Below are 21,901 nucleotides of genomic sequence, written 5' to 3' on the forward strand. Positions count from 1 at the left end.
GGCCTCCGTGGGATCGGCGCCGGACAGGGTGCGGGCGCGGCGCCGCACCGGGCGGGCTGGCACCGGCCGTCCGCGTGCAGAGTACAACCGTCGGAGCGGCGGCGGCCCGGGGTGTCCGAGGTGTGGACCGGCTCCGGCGGTCGCCCCGCTCCGGGGCGCGCGGGGGCGGGCCGGGGCGCGGACCGACCGGCCGGTCCGCACGCCCCTGTTGGTGGCGGGCAGTTGGCGGGAGGATCGGAGCGGAGCACGATGCGAAGGGGGCTGGACGGATGGGGTGGGACGCGGAACCGGCGGGGCGTGCCGGAACGCTGCACGGGCGGTTCGAGGAGCAGGCGCGCCAGACGCCCGACGCGGTCGCCGTCCGCTGCGGCGCGCGGGAACTGACCTACGGTGAGCTGGACGCGCGGGCGGACCGGCTGGCCCGCCACCTGGCGGCGGCCGGGCTGGAGCCCGGCGGCCGGGCCGCGGTGGCGCTGGGCCGGGGCACCGAGGTGTTCGTCGCCCTGCTCGCCGTGCTGAAGGCCGGTGGCGCGTACGTACCGCTGGAGCCGGGGGCGCCCGACCCGCTGCTGCGCCATGTGCTCGCGGAGGCCGATCCGGCCGTGGTGGTGACCGAGGAGAGCCACCGGGTCCGGCTGACGGACGCCGGCGGGCGGGCCGTCGTCTGCGTGGACGCGCCGGCCGGGGCGGGCGAGGCGGCGACGGTCGGAGCGGGCGAGAAGGTCGGAGCCGTCGGGGCTGTCGGGGCCGTCGCCGCAACCGAGGCGGTCACCGCGCTGCCCACCGGCCCGCCGGTGGTGGCCACCGGCCCGGACGACCTCGCCTGCGTCTTCTTCACCTCCGGCTCGACCGGACTGCCCCGGGGCGTGCTGATCGAGCACCGCAACCTGCTGGCCGCCTACCGCGGCTGGCGCTCGGTCTACGGGCTCCGCGCCTCCGACCGGATCCTGCAGACGGCGAGCCTGGAGTTCGACGTCTTCACCGCGGACTGGGTGCGCGCGCTCTGCACCGGCGCCACCCTGGTGGTCGCACCGCGCAACCTCACCCTGGACCGCAGCGCCGACATCGCCGACCTGCCGGCCCTGGTCGCCGCCGAAGGCATCACCGTGCTGGAGCTCAACGTCCGCACGGCGCGCCGCCTGCGGGCGCACCTCACGGCCTCGGGCGGGTCGCTGACCGGTGTTCGGCTGCTCACCGTGGGCGCCGAGAAGTGGTACCTGGACGAGCAGTTGGGCCTGCAGGGGCTGCTCGGCGCGGACGTCCGGGTGCTGAACGTGTACGGCCTCGCCGAGGCCTCCGTGGACAGCAGCTACTTCGACGCGGCCGGGGCGACCGGCGGCGAGGGCAGCGAGCGGGTCTCGCTGGTCGGCCGGCCGTTCCCCGGCGCCCGGGTCCATGTGCTCGGCCCGGACGGCGAGCCCGCCCCGAGCGGGACGGTCGGCGAGATCGCGGTCGCCGGCGCGGGCCTGGGCCGGGGCTACCTCAACCGGCCCGAGGAGACGGACCGCCGGTTCCGGCCCGCGGCCTTCGACCCGGACGGCCGGGTCCTGCTGACCGGCGACCTCGGGCGGATCCGCGCGGACGGCGTACTGGAGTTCACGGCCCGCGCCGAGGCCGTGGTGGGGCCGGTCGACTCCGCCCGGGCCACCGCCGTGGTCGAGCGGGTCACCACGGCCGCGGCCGCCGAGGGCGTACTGCGCTCGCACCCGGCGGTCCGGGAGGCCGCCGTCGCCGAGGTGGAGCCGGAGCCCGGGCGGCGGGCGCTGGTCGGGTACGCGGTGATCGACCCGGAGGCCGAAGGGGCGGACGCGTGGTCGCTCTCCGCCTACCTGACGAAGCGCCTGCCCGTCGGCGACCTGCCCACCGCGGTGGTGCCGCTGTCGGCGCTCCCCCGCACCAGGGCCGGCAAGCTCGACCGCGGCTCCCTGCCGCTGCCGGCGCCGCGCGACTCCACCGGCCCCCGGGCCGGGAAGGCCGGCACGGGCGGCTCGGCCGGTCACAAGGGCGCCGGCTTCAAGGGCGCGGGCGGGGGGACCGGCTCCGGCCGGGCGGCCGGCGCCGGCGGGCCCGGCCTGTCCGGCTGCGGCTGGCTCCTCATCGCCCTGCCCTTCGCCTTCGCGGCCTGGCTGCTCACCGACTCCCTCTGGCCGGGCTCCACCGACCTGTCCCGGGTGCCGGACCCCTTCGCCTCCTACTTCCACGTCCTGTACATCGCCGAGTGGCTCTCGTTCGGGCTGGGCGCGGCGTTCCTGCTGGCCGGATGGCCGATGCTCACCGCGCACGGCAGGCCGCGGGGACTCACGCTCGCCACCCACCTGTCGGTGTTCTGGCTGCTGGCCTCCTGGTGGCCGCAGGACAACCTGTACCGGACCAGCTCACCGGTGGACTGGTCGCGGCAGTCGCTCCTGGTCTACGTCTTCAACGTCGCGCTGATGATCGCGGCCGTGGTCGTGGTCCGCTTCCTCGCCTGGCACCCGCCGTCCGCGCGGAGGTGAGGCGGCGGCGGGTCGAGGCACGCGGGCCCGGCCGGTCCGGCACCCCTCAGCGCAGGGCCTCGAACATCCGGCCCAGCGCGTGGTTCCCGGCTCCGATCAGCGCCTGCGCGGCCTCCAGCGCCTCGGCCTCGCGCGCGGCGAGGGCCAGTCCGACGGCGGGCTCCCGCTCGTAGCCCGCCGTCGCGACCAGCGGCAGGACGGTCACGCCGAGGCGGGCGCAGCGCGGGCGCAGCCGGTCCAGGTGGTCGTGGAGCGCCTCCTGGGAGATCCGGGCGCCGAGCGGCAGCGCGTCCAGGGTGCGGACCAGGTGGCCGGGGCCGCGGACCAGGTCCAGCCGGGCCCGCAGCACGAAGGCGATCGCCGGGCCGGTGAGCCGCAGGTTGATCTCGGTGGGGGCGAGCCGGCGGTCCCGGTCGGTGACGAAGTCGACGTCGTACCAGCCCCGGTGGCCCTCGGCGGCGAGCCGCTCGCCGACCGCGAGGCCGAACCGTTCGGCGATCGCCGCCGCGCCGGCCGGCACCACCCCCGGGCCGACCGTCACCCCCTGGTAGCGGGTGCCGTGCACCGCCATCTCGCCGACGCCGACCGGGTGGACGCGGCCGTCGTCGCCGACCACCGCGTCGAAGGTGAGGTCGCGCAGCCGGTCGGCACGGCCGCCGTCGATGTACTCCTCCAGCAGCACGTCCCCACCGGGCGCCGGCAGTTCGGCCCCGGTCAGCCGGCGCAGCAGGGCCCGGCCGCCGCCGGCCGCGAACACGTCCTGCGGGGTCACCACGACCGTCCCGTAGCCGCCGACGCCGTACGGGCTCTTCAGCACGGTGGTGAGGCCGCGGCTCGCGCGGGCGGTCAGCCGGCGGGCGGCGCGGCGCCGGGAGCCCGGCTGCTCCTGGTGGGGGACAACGATCCCGTGGTGTTCCGGGGCCAGTTCGGTGAACAGGACGTGCGCGGCGGCCTTGGACTCGTAGCGCCGCACGGCCGCCAGCTCCGCGCCCTCGCCCTGGGCCGCCGTCCGTCCCCACGGCAGCACCGGGAGACCGGCGGTGGCGATCCGCTCCGCCAGGGCCGGCCGGTCGGCGAGGGCCTGGGCGAGCGTCCGATCCGGCGCGATCCCGCTGTACAGCTCGACCGGCCCCCACTCCAACTCCCGGGCGAGCCAGTCGATCCAGGCCCGCTCGACCTCCCCCGGCAGGACCAGCAGCGCGGGCTCGGGGCTGTAGCAGCTCGCCATCCCGGCGTAGTGGTGTGCCTGCCGCAGGCGCCGGGACCGCTGGTCGGGGTCCGTCCCCGGCGCGAGGAACTGTTCGTTGAAGTCGGCGACGTTCCCGAGGTGCACCGCCCGCCGCCCGCCCGTCCAGGCGCCCAGCCATCCGTCCATCCCGCGAGCGTACGGGCCGGCGGGACCGCCCGCAGGGGATCGGCGACACCGGGCGACGGCGCTCGCGCCCGGTCCCGCGCGGAGGGGCAGTCGGAGGGGCGGGTCAGGGGGACTGGCCGGAGGCACCGGCCGGAGGCACCGGCCGGAGGCACCGGCCGGAGGCACCGGCCAGAGGCACCGGTCAGAGGCGCGGGAGGCCGGTGCCGGCGGGGGGGGCGAACCCCTCCGCATGCAGAGCGGCCAGTTCACCGTTGGTGAAGGCGCGGCGCCAGAGGTACCGGGTCGTCACGGTGGGCTCCCGCGGCATTTGTTCACTACCTATCAAGTTCGATCAGGACAGAACACGGAATGGTCAAGGTCTCTTCAAATATCTAGCCAACGTTGTCAGTTCACCGTCAAACTCTGACCCAGCTCGTATCCCTGCAGCTACCCCCGACTGGAGTCAGAGTGAGCCCCATCTCCTCTCACCGCCGCAACCTCGCGGCCGGAGCCATAGCGGTCACCGCCGCACTCGTGGCCGCCACCTTCCAGACCGCCACGGCGTCGGCCGCCCCCACCGACCACGCCACCGCGATCGCCCAGGCCAGGGCCAACGTCACCCACAACGCTGGGGTGTTCGGCTTCGGCGACGGCCAGGACCTCCAGGTCAAGGACGTCATCATCGACGCCGACGGCACCCAGCACGTCCGCTTCGACCGCACCTTCCAGGGCCTGCCCGTGGTCGGCGGCGACCTGGTCGTGCACCAGGACGCGCGCGGCCGGCTCAAGGACTCCTCCCGCGCCGCCGCGCACGAGGCCGCGGTGGCGTCCATCGTCCCGAAGGTCCCGGCGCAGACCTCCGCGAGCCGCGCCCTCCAGTCCGCGCCGTCCATCGGCTCCGCGACCAGCTCCCCCGAACTGGTCGTCTGGGCCGCCGACGGCACGCCCCGCCTCGCCTGGAAGACCACCGTCGCCGGTGTCGGCGACCACGGCCAGCCCGCCGGGAAGGTCGTCGTCACCGACGCCTCCACCGGCGAGCAGATCGAGAGCTACGACTCCGAGCACCAGGCCAGCGGCACCGGCCACTCCGAGTACACCGGCGACATCACCATCGACACCACCGCGCAGTCCGGTGGCTTCGCGCTGATCGACCCGGTGCGCAAGCACACCACCAGGGACGCGCACAACGTCTCCGCGGGCTCGCTCAAGGCGAGCTCCGGCACGCTGTTCACCGACACGGACAACACCTGGGGCGACGGGAAGAAGTTCTCCACCGACCGCGCCACCGCCGCCGTCGACGCCCACGCCAACACCGCCTGGACGTACGACTACTACAAGAACACCTTCGGCCGCAGCGGCATCAAGAACGACGGCAAGGGCGCCACCGTCTTCGTGCACGTCGGCACCGACTGGGACAACGCCCAGTGGTCCGACAGCTGCTTCTGCATGATGACCGGTGACGGCGACGGCTCCAAGGACCCGGAGCAGGTCGACCTCGACACCATGGGCCACGAGATGACTCACGGCGTCACCAGCGCGACCGCCAACCTGCGCTACAGCGGCGAGTCCGGCGGCCTCAACGAGTCCACCAGTGACATCTTCGGCACCATGGTCGAGTGGTACGCCAACAGCAAGGTGGACACCCCCGACTACCTGTTCAGCGACCAGTCCACCCCGCCGTGGCTGCGCCGGATGGACAAGCCCTCGCTGGACGGCGGGTCCGCCGACTGCTGGACCAGCAAGGTCGGGCAGCTCGACGTGCACAACTCCTCGGGCGTCGGCAACCACTTCTTCTACCTCGCCAGCGAGGGCAGCGGCAGCAAGACCATCAACGGGTTCACCTACAACAGCCCCACCTGCAACCAGTCCACGGTGACCGGCATCGGCAACCAGAAGGTCGCCAAGATCTGGTACCGCGCGCTGACCGTCTACATGACCTCCACCACCAACTACAAGGCCGCCCGCACCGCGACCCTGAGTGCGGCGAAGGACCTGTACGGCGCGACCAGCACCGAGTACAAGGCCGTCGCGGCCGCCTGGAGCGCCGTCTCGGTCAGCTGACGACCCGCTCCGCGCACCAACGGCGGCCCGTCGCCCCGGGGTTTCCCGGGGCGACGGGCCGCCCCGGCGTGCCCGGGCCGGCGTTCCGGACCCGCCGGGGTCTCAGCCCAGGACGCGGACCGGGGAGTCGGCCAGGAACGCCGCGATGTCCTCCACCGCCTGGCCGTAGAACGTCCGGTAGGTGTCGCCCGACACATAGCCGAGGTGCGGGGTCGCCAGCAGCCGCGGCGCGGTGCGCAACGGGTGGTCCGCGGGCAGCGGTTCGACGTCGAAGACGTCCACCGCCGCACCCGCGATCCGGCCCTCGGCCAGGGCGGCGAGCAGCGCGTCCTGGTCGACGATCGCCGCCCGCGAGGTGTTCACCAGGTACGCCCGCGGCTTCATCGACGCGAACTCGGCCTTGCCCAGCAGGCCCCGGCTGCGGTCGCCCAGCACCAGGTGGACGGAGACGAAGTCGCTCTCCCGCAGCAGCTCCTCCTTGGTGGCGGCGCGCCGGACGCCGACCTCGGCGGCCCGCTCCTCGGTGAGGTTCGGGCTCCAGGCGACCACGTCCATGCCGAACGCGAGGCCGACCCGGGCCACCAGCGCCCCGATCTTGCCCAGCCCGAGCAATCCCAGCCGCCGCCCGGCCAGGTCCGCGCCGAGGGTGCTCTGCCACGGGCCGCCCGTGCGCAGCGCGTCGTTCTCGGTGACGATCCCCCGGGCGAGCCCGAGCAGCAGCGCCCAGGTCAGCTCCACCGGCGGCGTGGACGAACTCGCCGTCCCGCAGACCGTCACCCCGTGCGCGCGGGCGGCCGCGTAGTCGATCACCGTGTTCCGCATCCCGGAGGCCACCAGCAGCCGCAGCCGGGGCAGCCGGGCGAACACGGCCGCCGGGAACGCCACCCGTTCGCGCAAGGTCACGATGATGTCGAAGTCGGCGACTGCGTCGACCAGTTCGTCCTCCGAGCCGAAGTGTCTTGGGAAGGAGGTCAGTTCAACCCGGTCGGTGACCGGTGACCAGTCGACGATGCTCGTCGCGACACCCTGGTAGTCGTCGAGTACGGCGCAGCGAAGTTTCATACCGGCACTCTCGCAGACCCGTTGGGCCGGGGGGACAGGGGCCGGGCCGTCCACCCGACCGGGGACCGCGTCAGACCTCCCCCAGCACCGTCCGGATCACGTGCCGGGCGTTGCGTGCCATCGCCGGGTTGGTGCTCCGGTAGTACGGCAGCGCGATCAGCGCCTGCGAGAGGGTCCGCCCGCGGCCGCGGATCCAGGTCGCGTCGTCCACGCCCAGCGCCTCGCGGAAGACCTCCCGCGCCCGGGCGGGCAGGAGATTCCACGCCGGGAACAGGTCGCAGGCGGGATCACCCGTCCCCAGGCAGCCGAAATCGATGACCGAGGTCAGCCTGCCGGCTTCCACCAGCAGGTTGCCCGGCATGAGATCGGCATGCAGCCACACCGGCGGCCCGTCCCAGCCCGGGGTCCGCAACGCCTCCTCCCACACGGCCGTGGCGGCATCGCAGTCGACACCCTCCTGCGGGATCCCGCGCAGCTCCTCGATCGCCGCCCTGGTCTCCACGTCGAGCGAGGCGACCGGCCCGCCGCGGTGGGCCGGTGGCGCACCGGGCAGGGTGATGCTCCGCATCGCCGCCACGAACCCGGCCAGGTCCTCGGCCAGCAGCACCGGTTCGCTCAGGGCCTCCACCTCCGGGTTCTCCCCCGCCAGCCACCGGTAGACCGACCACGGCCAGGGGAAGCCCTCGGCGGGCACCCCGTCACCGAGCGCCTCGGGGACGGGCTGGGGCAGCTGGGGCGCGAGCCGGGGCAGCCAGGCCCGCTCCAGCAGCACGTCGCCGACCCCGCCCCGCGTCAGCGGCAGCCGGACGACCATGTCGTCGCCCAGCCGGTACATCGCGTTGACCGTCCCGCCGGACGGGAACCGCTCGACCGCCAGCCCCGCCCACTGCGGGAACTGCCCGGCGATCAGCCGCCGTACGAGGTCGACGTCCGTGGGGTAGGTGCCGGGATGCATCTGCCCTGTACTCATGTTCATGGCAGGTAATCGAACGGCCTGACGCCGGCGGACGTCAACCGCTTTCCGGCGACCGCGGCTGCGCGGCACACCCAGCGGGGGTCCGCTCCACTGACGGCCTCGCCGCTCCCAGCCGCCGCTCCCAGCCGCCGCCCGGCCGGTCGCGCCGGCGTCCCTGCCGACCTGCCCGGGCGGCGGGGCCTCGGGGTGTACTGCGGCTCAGCCCCGTTCGAGGGCCGTGGCGCCGGCGACGACCAGCCGAGCGCGGTCGCCCGGACGGACCGGCCGCGGGCGCGGCGTCGGGGTGAGGGGCGTCGGGGTGAGGGGCGACTGTCCGGTGGACATCCGGGCCGGCCTGGTGCTGGTGACCGTGTGTCATGCCCGACAGGCTAGGAACGTAACCGAACCGGAAGCCACGGATCCGTCAATCGCCCATGACCATGGGGCGTGCGATTGCCACCCATGGTGGATTCCTTGCGCGCAATGGCCGGTTCGCCTCCGCACGGCACCGGTTCACATGCCGGCGGGGTACGCGACCCCGAGGGCGCCGCCCGGGCCCCGGTACCTGGTGCCCGGTGCTCGGTGCCCGGTACCCGGTGCCCGGTGCTCAACAGGGCGTCAACGCCCGACCCCCCGATGAACCGGTCACCCGGCTCGAAGGTCGACAGGAATATACAGACCGGTCTACTGTTTCCACATGGGAGTCAAGGGAGAAGAGACCCGCGCCCGGCTGATCGCCGGCACGCGCAACCTGATCGAGGCACAGGGCTACTTCGGTACCGGCCTCAACCAGATCGTGGCGCAGAGCGGCGCACCGCGCGGCTCGCTCTACTTCCACTTCCCCGAGGGCAAGGACCAACTGGTCGCCGCCGCCCTCGCCCAGGCCGGGCAGGAGGTCGAGGAACTCCTCCGGACGCCCGTCGGCCGCAGCCCGGAAGCGACGGCACTGGTCGACCGGCTCGTCGAGGTCTTCATCGCCCGCCTGGAGGAGTCCGACTACAGCAAGGGCTGCCCCGTCGCGACCGTGGGCCTGGAGGTGGCGGGAAGCAACGAGCCTCTGCGCCGCGTCTGCGCCGAGGTGTACGCGAGCTGGCAGCTCGTGCTCACCGAACGCCTCACCGCCCAGGGGTTCGGCCCCGCCGAGGCGGAGACCGCTTCGGGCCAGGCGCTCGCCGTACTGGAGGGCGCCGTACTGCTCGCCCGGGTGCGTCGCGACCGCCGCCCCCTGGAGGACGCCCGGCACGCCGTCCGCCACCTGCTCGGCGCGAAGAAGATGTGACCGACCGGCCGCGCCCGCCCTGACCTCAGGTGCGCGGCCCACCGGACCGCCCGACCCCGCAGTCGGCCGAGCTCCGATCGGCTCCGCTTGATCGTCGCCTGAAAATATACCGACCGGTCTACCGAATCTCAGCTGACGCATTGATTCCACCCCAGGCCACCGAGGAAATCAACCGACCGGTCTATCGAATCTGAGCCCTCACCCTCCCGCCACCGTAGGCCGCGCCTGGAAATCTGCCGACCGGTCTACATACTCACCTGCCCTCCCCGCCGCCTCACTCCCACCCAGGCATCTCCCAAAAATATGCAGACCGGTCTACAGAAAAGGGCCTCCAGATGAACTCCACCACCCCGCCGCAGCACCGGCTAACCCAGCCCCTGCCGCGCACCCTGGTCCTCGGCGCGACCGGTTTCCTGGGCCGCTGGCTGGTTCTCGAACTCCTCGACCGCGGCGAACCGGTGGCCGCCGGCATCCGGGGCGGGCACGGATCCGCACGGGACGGGCAAGTGCGCCACTGGCTCCGCGAGCACGGCGCCGACGACACCGCACTGACCACCGTCGCCGCCGACCTCACCCGCCCCGGCCTCGGCCTCGGCCCGACGGACGAAGCCCGGCTGACGGACATCCGCGACGTCCACAACCTCGCCGCCCTCTACCGGTTCGGCCTGGAGCGCACCGAGGCGGACGCCGCCAACGTCGACGGCGCGCTGCACGTGCTGCACTGGGCCGCCACCCGTCCGGGGCTCCGGCGGCTCGTCCACCTCTCGGGCTACCGGGTCGGCCGGGACGCCACGCCGCGCTACCCACTCCCGGCCGCCGAGACCGACGCGCTCTACACCCGCCTCGGCGCCTACGAGGCCTCCAAACTGGTGGGCGACGCCGCCGTCCGCGTCACGGCCGCCCGCCTCGGCGTACCGCTCACCACGGTCAACCCGAGCAGCGTGGTCGGTCATTCGGTCACCGGCGAGGCCGGACAGTACCTCGGCCTGGCCGAGCTGGTCCGCCAACTCGCCCATCGGCGCCTGCCGTTGCTCCCGGGTTCGGCGCGGACCTTCCTGCCGGTGGTCGCGGTCGACCACCTGGCCCGGTTCCTCGCCGCCGTACCGGAGTTCGACGACGGTCCGGCGCACTCCCACACCGTGCTCGACCCCGCGACGCCCCCGCTGCCCGAGCTGATCGGTCTGCTGGCCGACCACCTCGGAGTGCCCGCACCCCGCGCCCTCGTCCCGGTCGGCCTGGTCCGCCGGTTGCCCCGCGCGCTGACCGGCGCCGACCCCGAGACGCTCAGCTTCCTCTCGGAGGACGGCTACGACACCACGTCAGCCGACCGCCTGGCCCGCGCCGCCGGTCTTCACCACCCACCCGTCGCCGACGTCCTGCGCCGCTGGGCGACCCGCCTGGTCGCCGACGGCTTCGGCACCACCGCCACCGCCACGGACCCCCTCGCACCCGGCCCACGCGCACCAGGCCGACCGAACCCGGATCGCGCCGCTTCCCGAACCGGCCGGTTCGCCAGGTTCGGCCGGTTCGCCCGGTTCACCGGGTTCGGCGACCGGCGCCGCTGACCGGGTCGGCAGCACGGTTCACCCCCGGCTCGGGCCGCATCGGGGGGTGAACCGTGCTGCCGCCGTCCGAGCAGCGGACGCCCGGCGGCCTCAGCCCTCCCCGGCGCCTGTCCGTTCGAAGGCGAGCAGGGTCCAGGTCACGCCCGGGCGGGCGTGGAGGTCGGGACGGGTGACGTGGGTCAGCAGGGTCAGGCCGTGCCGGTCGGCGAGCGCGACGGTCTCGTCGGCCGGGACGTCGAACATCCGGCGGCCGGGCGGGACGGGGCCGTGGCGGAGGGAGAGCATCACCCGACCGGCGGGCGCGAGCAGACGGGCGAGCGCTGCCATCGCCAACAGACGCTCCCGGTCGGCCAGATGCATCCAGACGGCGGTCAGCAGGACCAGGTCGAAGCGCTCCTCCGAGGCGGTGACGGCAGCCGCTTCGGGCAGCGCGTCGTCCACCCAGCGGATGTCGCTGTCGGCGTGGATCCGCTGCCCGATCCGGCGCAGCTCCTCGGTGGGCTCGGCGGCGACGACCCGGTGGCCGAGGGCCGCGAGGGCGGCCGCGTCCCGGCCGGTGCCGGCACCGAAGTCCAGGACGGTGCTCGGCGCCCCGGGGAAGAGGTGCAGCAGTTCGCGGTGGACCTGCTCGAAGGTCACCTCCTCGTACTGCACGGCCAGTTCAGCCGCCGCCTCGGCGTAACCTGCGGTGCCGGCCGGTCGGTTCACGTGCCCCCCTGGTGTGTCGGACGGCTCCGGTCAGGCCGGATCGCCCGCTACCGCCGGGACGATCTTCCCCCGATTGCCGCAGCGCTCCAAACCGCGCTTCTTCGCTTCGGCGGCCACCACCGGCGCGAACGCCCGGCAGCCCCGAAACAGGTGGCGACCCGCATGCCCTCACGCCCCAGCGCCGGTCACCCGGAGCGCCCCACACCTGGAGCACCCCCAGCCGGAGCACCCCACGGCCGGAGCACCTCCTCCACCGCGGCGTCCTCCGAATGGACGGCTGATCCGACGACAGCGCGCGCCCCTCCCCCCACCGCTCACTCCACCCTGCTGCCGCCTCCGCACCGCCGACCCCGCCGCCGGCCGCCCGCCGGCCCGCCCGCCGCCCGGTGACGCCCGTTCCTCAGGCCTCGCCGGCGTGCCAGGCCGGCCACTGCCAGGGCCGGTCCACCCAGTGCACACGGGACTCGTCGCGTGGATCGAGGTCGGGGAAGAGCTGGTGGATCCGTGGCTCGAACTCCTCCGGGGCCAGCGGCTCCCAGCCGTGGCCCTCGAAGTGGACCAGGCGGTAGCGGCTGTCGGTACGGAACTCGGCGACCTCGACCAGGGGCTTTGACGTGCTGTTCGTTTCCATGCCCCCAGCATGTGGCGGACCTCCGCCGCCCGCACCCGGGGTACGGCCGGCAGCGTGCAGCCGGGAACGGAGTGCGGAGCGAAGTGCGGAACGGACGGCGCGACAGACCCTCTTCCGAGTCATGTCCCGCCGTCGGCGCGCTCGTTGAGTACGGCGAACGGGTCGCCGGACGAGGCGGACGGACTGCACCGGGATCGAGGTCGACCCGGGCGGTGGACCCGGCAGTGGCGCAGCGGCGATTCGGCGGCGGCGAATTCGGCAGCAGGAGGACGACGGCATGAGCGGGCAACCCGGCGATGGACAGTGGCAGTGGCCGACGCAGGCGTGGGAGCCACCACCGGTACCCGTCGCGTCCCCGGTCGCGTCGCCCGTCGCACCCCCGCCCGCCGCACCCGTGCCGTCCGCGGCCAGGCCGCAGCGCCGGGCGTGGGCGGCAGCGGCCGCCGGGATCGTCGCCGTGCTGGCGTCCGTCCTGGTGATGTGCGGCCCCGGATCGGGCGAGGAGTCGTCCGGCGTGGTGGCCTTCCCCGGCACGTCCCCGTCGCCCTCACCCTCGCCGTCGGTGCCCTCGGTCCCCGACCTGCTGCCGGTACCGGCGCCGCCGACCACCACCGCCCCGGCCTCGGCGGACGCGGCTCCGGGCGGCGCCGCGGGCCCGACGGCCGGCCCCGGCACGGCGTCCGAGGCCTCGCCGGGGGCGGAGCGGTCGGGCGTGGACGGCTCGCCGGGCGCGGCACGCTCCGCTGCCGCCCGGGCGAGGCAGAGCCGGACGCCCCGCCCGGCACCGGCCCGGAGCCCGGAGGCCCCGGGGGCCGGCGTGTCGGCGCCCCCGGGGCCGTCGGCCGCCACGGGTACCCCGGGTGCGACGGGCGGCGGACCGGCCACGACCGGCGGCGGCTCGATCTGCGACCAGGCCGAGCGCTTCGGCCGCTGGCCCGCCGGCTCGGAGCAGGCCAGGCTCTGCCACAACATCTACGGCTGACCGGTCGCCCCAACGATCTTTCCCCGACAGCCCGGCCCGCCACCACCCCCGGGGCCGGGCCGGGTGCCTCACCCCGCCGGCAGCAGCCCCTTGTCCAACCGGGGCGCCAGCACCTTCGCCAGCGTGTCGGTGATGTGCCCCGCGTCCCGGTAGAGCACCACCCCCTCCAGGACCGCCGGGCAGTCCGGACCGGTCTCGGGGCAGAGCAGCGGCCCGAGGTCCAGCACCCGGACGCGGTAGCGCTCGGCGAGCCCGCCGGCGAGCAGCGGGTCCTGCTCGAAGGCCGTCTCCCGGGGGAAGAAGCAGGCGTCCGAGCGGCCGTCCGAGGCTGCCAGGCAGGTCGGGATGTCCTTGCCGGGCATCGGCGTGTCGCCGAGGTAGGCGAGCGGCGCGCCGATGGCCGAGAGGCGGTCCAGCGTGCGGCTCCAGCCCTCGGCGCGCTCCGGCCCGCTGCCGTACCGGTTGAGGCCGGCCATCACGATCAGCCGTGGCTTGGGACCGGTGGCCAGCCGGGTGAAGGTGTTCTCGCGCCAGCGGTCGCACTCGTCGAAGGTCCGGCCGAGGACGTTGTTGCGCACGGTCAGGGTGGCCAGCGGGCAGCCCGGCTTGACGAGCACCTCCAGGGCCCAGTTCCGCTGCCCGGCCAGGGCGAGCGCGCCCGAGATCCACTGGCCCGCGTGCGAGTCGCCGATCAGCACGATCCGGTCGGGGCTGTCCTCCGCGCCGAACAGGCAGCGCGGGCTGTTCTCGGCGCCGAGCGGGATCTCGCAGCCGTGCCCCGGGGGGAAGTCCTCGCGGGCCCGGGCCAGCGAGGGCGTCAGGCTCAGGACCCGGCTGCCGGGGGCGAGCAGGGCGGGGCCGTCGACCGCGCCGGCCGGGACGGCGATCGGCCCGGTGGTGTCGCCGAGGGCCCGGACGGTTCCGCCGCCCAGGGTCAGCCCGGCGATCAGCGGGATCACCAGCGCGCTGGCACCGACCGCCAGACCCCGGCGAGGGGCCGGGCTGCTGCCGTAGCGCAGCGGCTGTTCGACCAGCCGCATGGTCAGCCAGGCCGGGACGGCGCTCGCCGCCGTGAGCGCGACCAGGGTGGTCCAGGGCAGCGCGCCGTAGCGGGCCTGGGCGATGGTCAGCACCGGCCAGTGCCAGAGGTACCAGACGTAGGAGAGCCGGCCGGCGGCTCGCAGCGGACGGGCCGCGAGCAGCCGGCCGACGTCGGTGGCGCCGAGCGCGCGGTGCGCGGGTCCGGCGAGCAGCACGGCGGCGGTGCCGAGGACGGGCAGCAGGGCGGCGCTGCCGGGGAAGGGGGTGTTGCGGTCGTACCGGAGGACGGCGACCACGACCGCCGCCGCACCGGCCCAGCCGAGCAGACGCAGGGCCCGGCCGACCGGCCGTCCGGAGCGGCCGGCCCGGGGCAGCCACCCGGCGAGGGCCGAGCCGAGCATGGCGGCGCAGGCACCGGCGGCGAACTCCCAGAGCCGGCTGGCGGTCGAGAAGTAGCCGAGCGGCGCGGAGCCGGCCGTCCAGCGGATGCAGAGCAGCAGCGAGACGCCACCGATCGCGGTGGTCGCGACGGCGATCGCGGCGGTGCGCCGGCGGCCCCTCAGGTAGCGGGCGAGGCCGAGCAGCAGCACGCCCCAGAGCAGGTAGAACTGGTTCTCCACGCCGAGCGACCAGAAGTGCTGGAGCGGGCTCGGGTCGCGCTCGGCGCCGAGGTAGTCGGTCTGCTGGCCGACGAACCGCCAGTTGGCGAACTGGCCGGCCGAGGCGATCAGGTCCCGGGCCAGGTCGGTGCCGCGCAGCGGGTCGAGCAGCGCGCCGCCGGCCAGTGCGGTGGCGACCAGGACGACCGCGGCGGCGGGCAGAATCCGGCGGGCGCGGCGGGCGGCGAAGTCCCGGAGGCCGATCGGTCGGGCCAGCAGCAGGCCGGTGATGAGGAATCCGGAGATGACGAAGAAGATGTCGACGCCGACGTAGCCGCCGGTGAACGCCGGCACGGCGGCGTGGAAGGCGAGGACGGCGAGGACGGCGACGCCGCGCAGTCCTTCGATGTCGGGGCGGAAGGCCGCCCGCTTCCGGGGCTCCTCGGCCGGCTGCGCCTGCGCCGCCACGGCGGTGCCGGCTGCCGTCAGCAGCACGAGGTCGGCCGCAGGGTCGGGGTCGGCGGCCGCACCGCCGGCACTCGGCGCGGCGCCGGCGGCGGTGGCGGCGAACACCGTAACCGCACCCGGCTCACGAACACGATCCGGGACAGCAACAGGAACAGGAACAGGAGCGGTAACGGGAACAGCAACAGGGACAGGAACGGGAACGGCGCGCGGCGGTTCGGCGTTCGGTGGTACGGCCGTTGACACGGCGGGGCTCCTTGCAGGGCTGGCAGCGGCGGTTCGGGGGCCGCGCGGCCGAGTGGGGCGGCCTGGCGGGTGAGGTCGTTCCGCGCCGGTGGGGCGACGCGCAAGGGCAAAGGGAGATCAACTAACAGACGAACTCAGCTCATTGATGGAGCATCAGAAGAGCAGCGGGTCCGCCCAGCCGGAGGCCAGCAGGCCGCAGAGCAGCAGGACGGCGGTGACGGCGACGGCCTCGGCGCGCCCGAAGCGCAGATCGGCGGCCGCCCGCTCGGCGGCGGTTCCCCGGACGGTGTCCCCGCCGGTGGCGCGCCGAACGGGCGCGGCGACGTCGCCGCCCTTGCCGCCGCGCAGCAGCGGCCAGAGGGACCGGACGAGCGGGATCATCGTGTGGGCGGTGAGCCCGAGCAGCCCCACCAGCGCCCAGTACGGCTGCCAGCCGTGCAGCGCGACGGCCCGGCCGAGACCCACGGCCCCGGCGACCACGACCAGGCCGAGCCAGCCGACCCCGATCCGGGCGACCGTGCGGGCCAGCGAGCTGCCGCCGGAGACGGCACCGGTGGGCACCCAGTCGGCGCTGCGGCGGCGCAGCGCGTGCGCGATGGCGACCACGTGGCAGAGCCCGCCGAGGAGTTGGACCCGGGTGACCTCGAAGCGCCAGCGGGTGCGGGACATCGCGGGCAGCAGGACGAGGGCGACCCAGATCGGCGGCAGGAACGGCAGGACCTGCCAGGGCTCGATCTCGTCGGGCGCGAAGAACAGCATGATCAGGGCCGGCAGCGGGATGGCGAAGACGTTCACCGCGCTGGTCAGGTAGCCGAGGATGCCGTTCCAGAAGCAGAGCCGGGCCGAGCGGCTGAGCGGCCCGCTGCGGAAGCCGGGATCGCCGACCAGGGCGAGCGAGCCGAGGCACCAGCGGTACTGCTGGCTGATGAAGGCGGGCAGGCCGGTGGGCGACATGCCCTTGGCGACCAGCGCGGGGACGTAGCGGGTGGTCCACCCGGCGCGTGCCAGCGAGAGGCCGGTGTAGAGGTCCTCGCTGTGGTCGATCTCGGCGAAGCCGCCGACCCGCTCCAGCGCGGCGCGCCGGTAGAGCGCGTTGGTGCCGCAGCAGACGGTGCCGTCCTGGGCGTCGCGGGAGGGCTGGATCCAGCGGTAGAAGATCTCCTGGGTCGCGCCGGCCGCCCGCTCCAGCCACGACATGTCCGGGTCGGTGTCGAAGCACTGGGGGCTCTGCACGATGCCGACCTCGGGGGTGTCGAGGTAGGGCACCAGGTGGTGCAGGAAGTCGGGGCGCGGGCAGAAGTCGGCGTCGAGGACGGCGATGATGTCGCCGTTGCCCTCGGCCAGGCCGTGGTTGAGGTTGCCGGCCTTCTTGAACCGGCCCCGGTCGGGCCGGGCCCGGTACTGGAAGCCGTAGGACTCGGCGAGTTCGCGCACTTCGGGACGGGCGGCGTCGTCCAGGACGAGGACGGTCAGCGCGCCCGGCCAGCGGACGGCGGCGGTGTGGCGGTAGGCGTTGTCCAGCACGGCCAGCGGCTCGCCGGCGGTGGGCAGCAGCAGGTCGACGCCGGGGTGGCGGGCGGGCTGCCAGGCGCGCAGCAGCAGGTCGTGCGAGTCACGGGTGAACCGGCGCGCCCGCTGGCCGTCGGCCAGGGAGAGCACCCAGGTCACGGCGTTGAGGACGGTCAGCACCAGGAAGGGCCAGAGCAGCGGCCGGCTGAGTGCGAAGAGGCCGAGCGTGACGGTCGCGCCGGTGTAGGAGAGGGTGGCGCAGAGCAGCACCCAGCGGCGCTGCGGGCCGAAGTACCAGTAGAGCTCCTGATCGTCGGGTGGGCTGGGCAGTCGCAGCGAGTCGTCCGCGACGGCGAGGCGCGGACCGGTGTCGGATGCGGGCATGGCGGTGCCATGGAGTACGGGCATGCGGAGATGGCCCCCCTGGGCTCGGACGGAACGTGGCCGTTCGTTCCGCCAGCCTCTCACATTGGCCTAGACCAATAATGAACGAGGTGTGACATCTCCACATCGCCGCAGGTCAGGACTTTGACATTGCGTCACCGCACTGATGGAACGTCACCATTACTGCTCGGTAAGGTCCTTCACCAGCTTCTCGAACCGCAGGTCGGGGCGGCGCGGGACGCCGAAACGCTCGTCGCCGTAGGGGAACGGCGAGTAGACGCCGGTGCGGTGGAAGCCCCGGCGCTCGTACCAGGCGATCAGGTCGGCACGCTGCTCGATCACCGTCATCTCCAGCTCGACGGCGCCCCACTCCCGCGCGACGAACCGCGCGGCCTCCTCCAGCACGGCCCGCCCGACGCCGCCGCCCTGCCGGCCGGGGCTCACCGAGAACATGCCGAAGTAGGCGGTCGGGCCCCGGCGTTCGAGCTGGCAGCAGGCGACCAGCTCGCCGGCGCGCTCGACGAGCAGCACCACGCCGTCGGGGTGGGTGACGGCGGCGGTGACGCCCTCGACATCGGTGCGCTGGCCGTCCAGCAGATCGGCCTCGGTGGTCCAGCCCGCCCGGCTGGCGTCGCCGCGGTAGGCGGACTCGACGAGGGCGAGCAGCGCGGGCACGTCGGCCACGGTCGCGGTACGGAAGTCGAGGCTGTCCGCCTCGGGCCGGGCGGTGTCCGGGGTGGTCGCGGGCACGGTGGTCCTCTTCTCATCGGTAGGGCGGCGGCCGTTCGGGTGCCGACTCAGGCATCGTGCCACAACGGCACCGCACCCCCTGGCGGCCGAGGCCGCCGCCGCAGCCCGGCCCCGACGGAGGCGCCCCCGCCTCACCCGGGCCCACCGCGCGTCACGGCGCGCAGGGCGGCCCGGGCCGCGTTGGCACCGCACATGCCGTGCACCCCGGCGCCCGGCGGGGTCGCCGCCGAGCAGAGGTAGACGCCCGGAATGCCCGTGTCGTACGGGTGCGGCGCGGTTCTCGGACGCAGCACCGTCCGGACCGGGCCGTTGGCGCCGGTGCAGATGTCCCCGCCGACGTCGTTCGGGTTGCGGCGCTCCAGCTCACCGGGGCCGGTGGCGACGGAAGCGAGGATCCGGTGCCGGAAACCCGGTGCGAACCGCTCGATCCCGGCGACGAGCAGGCCCTCGACGTCACCCGGGTAGCCGTGCGGCACGTGCGCGTAGGCATGGACGGGGTGGACGTCGCCGGCCGAGCGGCCGGGGTCGGCGAGGTACTGCTGGGCCACCACCAGGAACGGGCGCTGCGGCATCCTCCCCCGGGCCACCTCCCCCTCGGCGAACGCCACCTCCTCCAGCGTGCCGCCCACGTGGACGGTGCCGGCCCGGCGGCAGTCCGCGTTTCGCCACGGGATGCCGCCCGCCACCGCGAAGTCCACCTTGAAGGCCGCCGGCCCGTGCCGGTAGCGCAGGTACGCGCGCCGGACGGGGCGCGGCAGGGCGGGCCCGCAGATCGCCGCGGCCGCGCGGGGGGCCACGTCGAGCAGGACGACCGGGCACGGGCGCAGCTCGACCAGCGAGGTCACCCGCACCCCGGTCTCGATCCGGCCGCCCAGCTCGCGCAGCCGCCCGGCCAGGGCCGCCGTGATCGCGCCCGAGCCGCCCTCGGCGACCGGCCAGCCGCGGTGGTGCGCGGCGGCGATCAGCAGCAGTCCGGCCGCGGAGGTCAGCGGCCGGTCCAGTGGCTGGAAGCTGTGCGCCGCGGCCCCGGCGAACAGGGCGCGGGCCCGTTCGGTGTGCCAGCGGCGGGCGAGCACGGTCGCCGGCAGGAGGGCCCGGCTGCCGAACCGAGCGAGCCGCACCGGGTGGGCGGGTACCCGGACGATCGGGCGCAGGGTGTCCTCGGCCAGCTCGTCGAAGCCTTCCGACAGGTCCCCGAACAGGCGCAGCCAGGCCGCGCCGTCCGGCCCCAGGGCGCGGGCGGTGACGCGTACGGACCGTCCGGCGGTGACGGCGTCGCCGCCGTCCAGCGGGTGGGCCAGGTCGACCTCGGGCAGCCGCCAGCGCAGGCCGTGGCGGGCGAGGTCGGCGGAGCGCAGGAACGGCGAGGCGATCCCGAAGGGGTGCACGGCGGAGCAGTGGTCGTGCAGCACCCCGGGGAGGGTGGCCTCACCACTCCGGGCGCCGCCGCCGATCTCCGCCGCCGCCTCCAGGACGGTGACGGCGAGGCCGCGTTCGGCCAGGGTGACGGCGGCAGCGAGGCCGTTGGGGCCGGAGCCGACCACGATCGCGTCGCTCATCACCGGGCCTCCCGTCGAGGTGCCGCCGCGCCCTCCGGGTCACGGGACGGCGGTTCGCGAACCCACGATGCCAGCCTGGCGGACTGCCCGGTCCGGCGCACCCGCTGGCGTAACCGGCGGGCCGGGCCCGACGGTGCCACGGCCACCCGGGGGCCACCCCCACGAGGTGGCCGGACCTCTGGCCACCCTGGCGGGTACATGGCTACTCTGCTCTCCGTCCGGGTCAACTCCCGGGCACCAGAGGCCTCATGGGCCCTCACCGGACCATGACCGGATCAGAGGAGTGTTCATGCTCAGCACGTCCCGCTCCGCAGGCCCCACCGGTACCGCCGCACCCTCGAAATCCCGCCGTCTACCGCTCCTGGGCGCACTCGCCGCAGCCGTCGCACTGGTCACCGGCGTGACCGCGCCGGCCTACGCGGCCGAGCCCGCGCCCGCCCCGACCACCGGCGGGCAGGCGGACCGCCACCTGCCCGCCCTCCACCCCGAGCTCGACTTCGCCGGCTCCACCGTGGCCGCCAACGAAGGAAGAGCGAGCACCGCGGGCGTCGCCGCCCTCGCCGCCACCCAGACCCCCGGGCTGGACGTCTCCAGCTACCAGGGCAACGTCAACTGGGCTTCGGTGAAGGCGAACGGCGCCCGCTTCGGCTACGTCAAGGCCACCGAGGGCACCACCTACACCAATCCGTACTTCGCCCAGCAGTACAACGGCTCCTACAGCGCCGGCCTGATCCGCGGCGCCTACCACTTCGCCCTGCCGGACCGTTCCTCCGGCTCCGCCCAGGCCACCTGGTTCGTCAACCACGGCGGCGGCTGGTCCCGCGACGGCAGGACCCTGCCGCCCGCCCTCGACATCGAGTACAACCCCTACGGCGCCACCTGCTACGGCCTCGGCCAGAGCGCCATGGTCAGCTGGATCCGCTCCTTCAGCGACACCGTCCACGCCCGCACCGGCCGCTACCCGACGATCTACACCACCACCAACTGGTGGTCCCAGTGCACCGGAAACAACGGCGGCTTCGGCACCACCAACCCGCTCTGGCTCGCCCGCTACGGCTCCACCGTCGGCACCCTCCCGAACGGCTGGGGCTACCAGACCTTCTGGCAGTACGCCGACTCCGGCACGTTCCCCGGCGACCAGAACCTCTTCAACGGCGCCTACGACCGCCTCCAGGCCCTCGCCAACGGCTGACCCACCGCGCCCCACCGCGGGCTCCCGCCACTTCACCGCGGCGGGAGCCCGCTGACCCTCCCGGGCGGTTCCCTCTGATTTCTCCCCCACCCCACATGAACCGGGCGAGGCGGGGCAGTCGGGGTGGCGAGCGCCGCCGGGGCATTCCCGGCGCAGCACACCGTGCGGAAGGGAGAGAGTCGTGAGCAACGACGTCAACATCTGGGAGTTCCGCTCCACCTCCGGCTACGTCACCGGGTCCGACCTCGTCGACTTCCGGGTGGAGGCCGTGGACGGCCACATCGGCAAGATCGACAAGCTGTCCGAGCAGGCCGACGCCCGGTACCTGGTGGTCGACACCGGGCCGTGGATCTTCGGCAAGCACGTCCTGCTGCCCGCCGGCACCGTGGTCCAGGTCGACTTCGAGGAGCGCAAGGCGTACGTCGACCGGACGAAGGACGAGATCAAGAACGGGCCGGAGTTCGACCGGGACCGACACGACCACGACGACACCGACTACCAGGAGAAGTACGCCGGGTACTACGGTCCCTTCTACGGCGGACCGGCGATCTGACCCGCCCGCCCGTACCCGCGGGTTGACCCGGCCGCGAAGCCCGGCCGGCACGGACGAGCCCGGGCGGCCGCCCCCGACACCAGGGGGCGGCCGCCCGGCTGTACAAGGGGAGGCAGGAATGGCGGAGATCCTCGGGGCGGACGGGCACACCGTGGACCTGACGGGCTACCGGGTCGAGGGGCCCGACGGGAAGATCGGCCGGGTGGACCGGCACTCGGACTACGTCGACGAGCGGCACCTGGTCGTCGACACCGGCTTCTGGGTGTTCGGCCGGGAGGTGATGGTCCCGATGAGCGCGGTCACCGCCGTCGACGAGGACCGCCACACCGTGCTGCTCTCCCTCTCGCACGCCGAGATCGACCGCCTCTACCGCACCGAGACCTCCGGCTGACCCGGCCGGCGGGCCCGGGGCCCAGGGCGGGCGGCGGCGCTCCCCCGAACAGGGGCGGCCCGAGCGGGGGATCTCCCGGGGGCACGGCGGCGCAGCACCGGGGGCGGGCCACCGGGCGTG

At 74.6% G+C, this 21,901-nt stretch carries 17 protein-coding genes; 8 read left to right on the top strand and 9 right to left on the bottom strand.

Annotation, left to right across the window (positions count from 1 at the left end):
* Window positions 1-269: 269 nt before the first annotated feature.
* Entirely contained in the window at window positions 270-2,495 is a 2,226-nt protein-coding gene (locus OG618_RS05345) for an amino acid adenylation domain-containing protein (RefSeq protein ID WP_329486017.1), read from the top strand.
* A gap of 46 nt (window positions 2,496-2,541) precedes the next feature.
* Here the strand turns inward: OG618_RS05345 and OG618_RS05350 are convergent, their stop codons facing one another.
* A complete protein-coding gene (locus tag OG618_RS05350) occupies window positions 2,542-3,870 on the bottom strand; it encodes a hypothetical protein (protein WP_329486018.1) in 1,329 nt (442 codons plus the stop codon).
* A gap of 447 nt (window positions 3,871-4,317) precedes the next feature.
* On the opposite strand from OG618_RS05350, the gene OG618_RS05355 reads away from it, so the two are divergent.
* Complete coding sequence (locus tag OG618_RS05355; protein ID WP_329486019.1) at window positions 4,318-5,910, top strand: M4 family metallopeptidase; 1,593 nt, start codon at window positions 4,318-4,320, stop codon at window positions 5,908-5,910.
* A gap of 102 nt (window positions 5,911-6,012) precedes the next feature.
* On the opposite strand, the gene OG618_RS05360 is transcribed toward OG618_RS05355, so the two are convergent.
* On the bottom strand, window positions 6,013-6,972 hold the full coding sequence (locus tag OG618_RS05360; protein WP_329486020.1) for a D-2-hydroxyacid dehydrogenase family protein: 960 nt from the start codon (window positions 6,970-6,972) through the stop codon (window positions 6,013-6,015).
* 70 nt (window positions 6,973-7,042) lie between these two features.
* Window positions 7,043-7,942, bottom strand: coding sequence for an aminoglycoside phosphotransferase family protein (locus OG618_RS05365; protein WP_329492018.1), 900 nt, complete (start codon window positions 7,940-7,942; stop codon window positions 7,043-7,045).
* A gap of 682 nt (window positions 7,943-8,624) precedes the next feature.
* Here OG618_RS05365 and OG618_RS05370 point away from each other — a divergent pair.
* Window positions 8,625-9,206 carry a TetR/AcrR family transcriptional regulator gene (locus OG618_RS05370; RefSeq protein WP_329486021.1) on the top strand — a complete coding sequence of 194 codons (582 nt, stop codon included), beginning with the start codon at window positions 8,625-8,627 and terminating at the stop codon, window positions 9,204-9,206.
* 335 nt (window positions 9,207-9,541) lie between these two features.
* Window positions 9,542-10,771: an SDR family oxidoreductase gene (locus tag OG618_RS05375; RefSeq protein WP_329486022.1), complete on the top strand. Its 1,230-nt coding sequence runs from the start codon at window positions 9,542-9,544 to the stop codon at window positions 10,769-10,771.
* Between the two features lie 90 nt (window positions 10,772-10,861).
* On the opposite strand, the gene OG618_RS05380 is transcribed toward OG618_RS05375, so the two are convergent.
* Both OG618_RS05380 and OG618_RS05385 read right to left on the bottom strand, forming a co-directional pair.
* The gene (locus OG618_RS05380; protein WP_329486023.1) at window positions 10,862-11,479 is read right to left on the bottom strand and encodes a class I SAM-dependent methyltransferase; all 618 of its coding nucleotides are present in this window, start codon (window positions 11,477-11,479) and stop codon (window positions 10,862-10,864) included.
* Window positions 11,480-11,879: 400 nt separating this feature from the next.
* Complete coding sequence (locus tag OG618_RS05385) at window positions 11,880-12,110, bottom strand: hypothetical protein (RefSeq protein ID WP_329486024.1); 231 nt, start codon at window positions 12,108-12,110, stop codon at window positions 11,880-11,882.
* Window positions 12,111-12,387: 277 nt separating this feature from the next.
* On the opposite strand from OG618_RS05385, the gene OG618_RS05390 reads away from it, so the two are divergent.
* Entirely contained in the window at window positions 12,388-13,092 is a 705-nt protein-coding gene (locus tag OG618_RS05390; RefSeq protein ID WP_329486025.1) for a hypothetical protein, read from the top strand.
* Window positions 13,093-13,160: 68 nt separating this feature from the next.
* Here OG618_RS05390 and OG618_RS05395 read toward each other — a convergent pair whose 3' ends face one another.
* From OG618_RS05395 to OG618_RS05410, 4 genes are all read right to left on the bottom strand, one after another.
* Window positions 13,161-15,305 (bottom strand): acyltransferase family protein, encoded by a 2,145-nt coding sequence (locus tag OG618_RS05395; protein WP_329486026.1) that lies wholly within the window; start codon window positions 15,303-15,305, stop codon window positions 13,161-13,163.
* A 291-nt stretch (window positions 15,306-15,596) separates the two neighbouring features.
* Window positions 15,597-17,360, bottom strand: a complete 1,764-nt coding sequence (locus OG618_RS05400) for a glycosyltransferase family 2 protein (protein WP_329486027.1) — start codon at window positions 17,358-17,360, stop codon at window positions 15,597-15,599.
* A 156-nt stretch (window positions 17,361-17,516) separates the two neighbouring features.
* Window positions 17,517-18,086: a GNAT family N-acetyltransferase gene (locus OG618_RS05405; protein ID WP_329486028.1), complete on the bottom strand. Its 570-nt coding sequence runs from the start codon at window positions 18,084-18,086 to the stop codon at window positions 17,517-17,519.
* Window positions 18,087-18,217: 131 nt separating this feature from the next.
* Window positions 18,218-19,645 (bottom strand): phytoene desaturase family protein, encoded by a 1,428-nt coding sequence (locus OG618_RS05410; RefSeq protein WP_329486029.1) that lies wholly within the window; start codon window positions 19,643-19,645, stop codon window positions 18,218-18,220.
* A gap of 289 nt (window positions 19,646-19,934) precedes the next feature.
* Between OG618_RS05410 and OG618_RS05415 the strand changes: the two genes are divergently transcribed.
* The 3 genes from OG618_RS05415 (at window position 19,935) to OG618_RS05425 (ending at window position 21,781) form a co-directional block, all read left to right on the top strand.
* Window positions 19,935-20,837, top strand: coding sequence for a lysozyme (locus tag OG618_RS05415; protein ID WP_329486030.1), 903 nt, complete (start codon window positions 19,935-19,937; stop codon window positions 20,835-20,837).
* Between the two features lie 181 nt (window positions 20,838-21,018).
* Window positions 21,019-21,390 carry a PRC-barrel domain-containing protein gene (locus tag OG618_RS05420; protein ID WP_329486032.1) on the top strand — a complete coding sequence of 124 codons (372 nt, stop codon included), beginning with the start codon at window positions 21,019-21,021 and terminating at the stop codon, window positions 21,388-21,390.
* Between the two features lie 118 nt (window positions 21,391-21,508).
* Window positions 21,509-21,781: a hypothetical protein gene (locus OG618_RS05425; RefSeq protein WP_329486033.1), complete on the top strand. Its 273-nt coding sequence runs from the start codon at window positions 21,509-21,511 to the stop codon at window positions 21,779-21,781.
* Window positions 21,782-21,901 lie beyond the last annotated feature (120 nt).

This window comes from Kitasatospora sp. NBC_01246 (assembly GCF_036226505.1).
Classification (GTDB): Bacteria; Actinomycetota; Actinomycetes; order Streptomycetales; family Streptomycetaceae; genus Kitasatospora.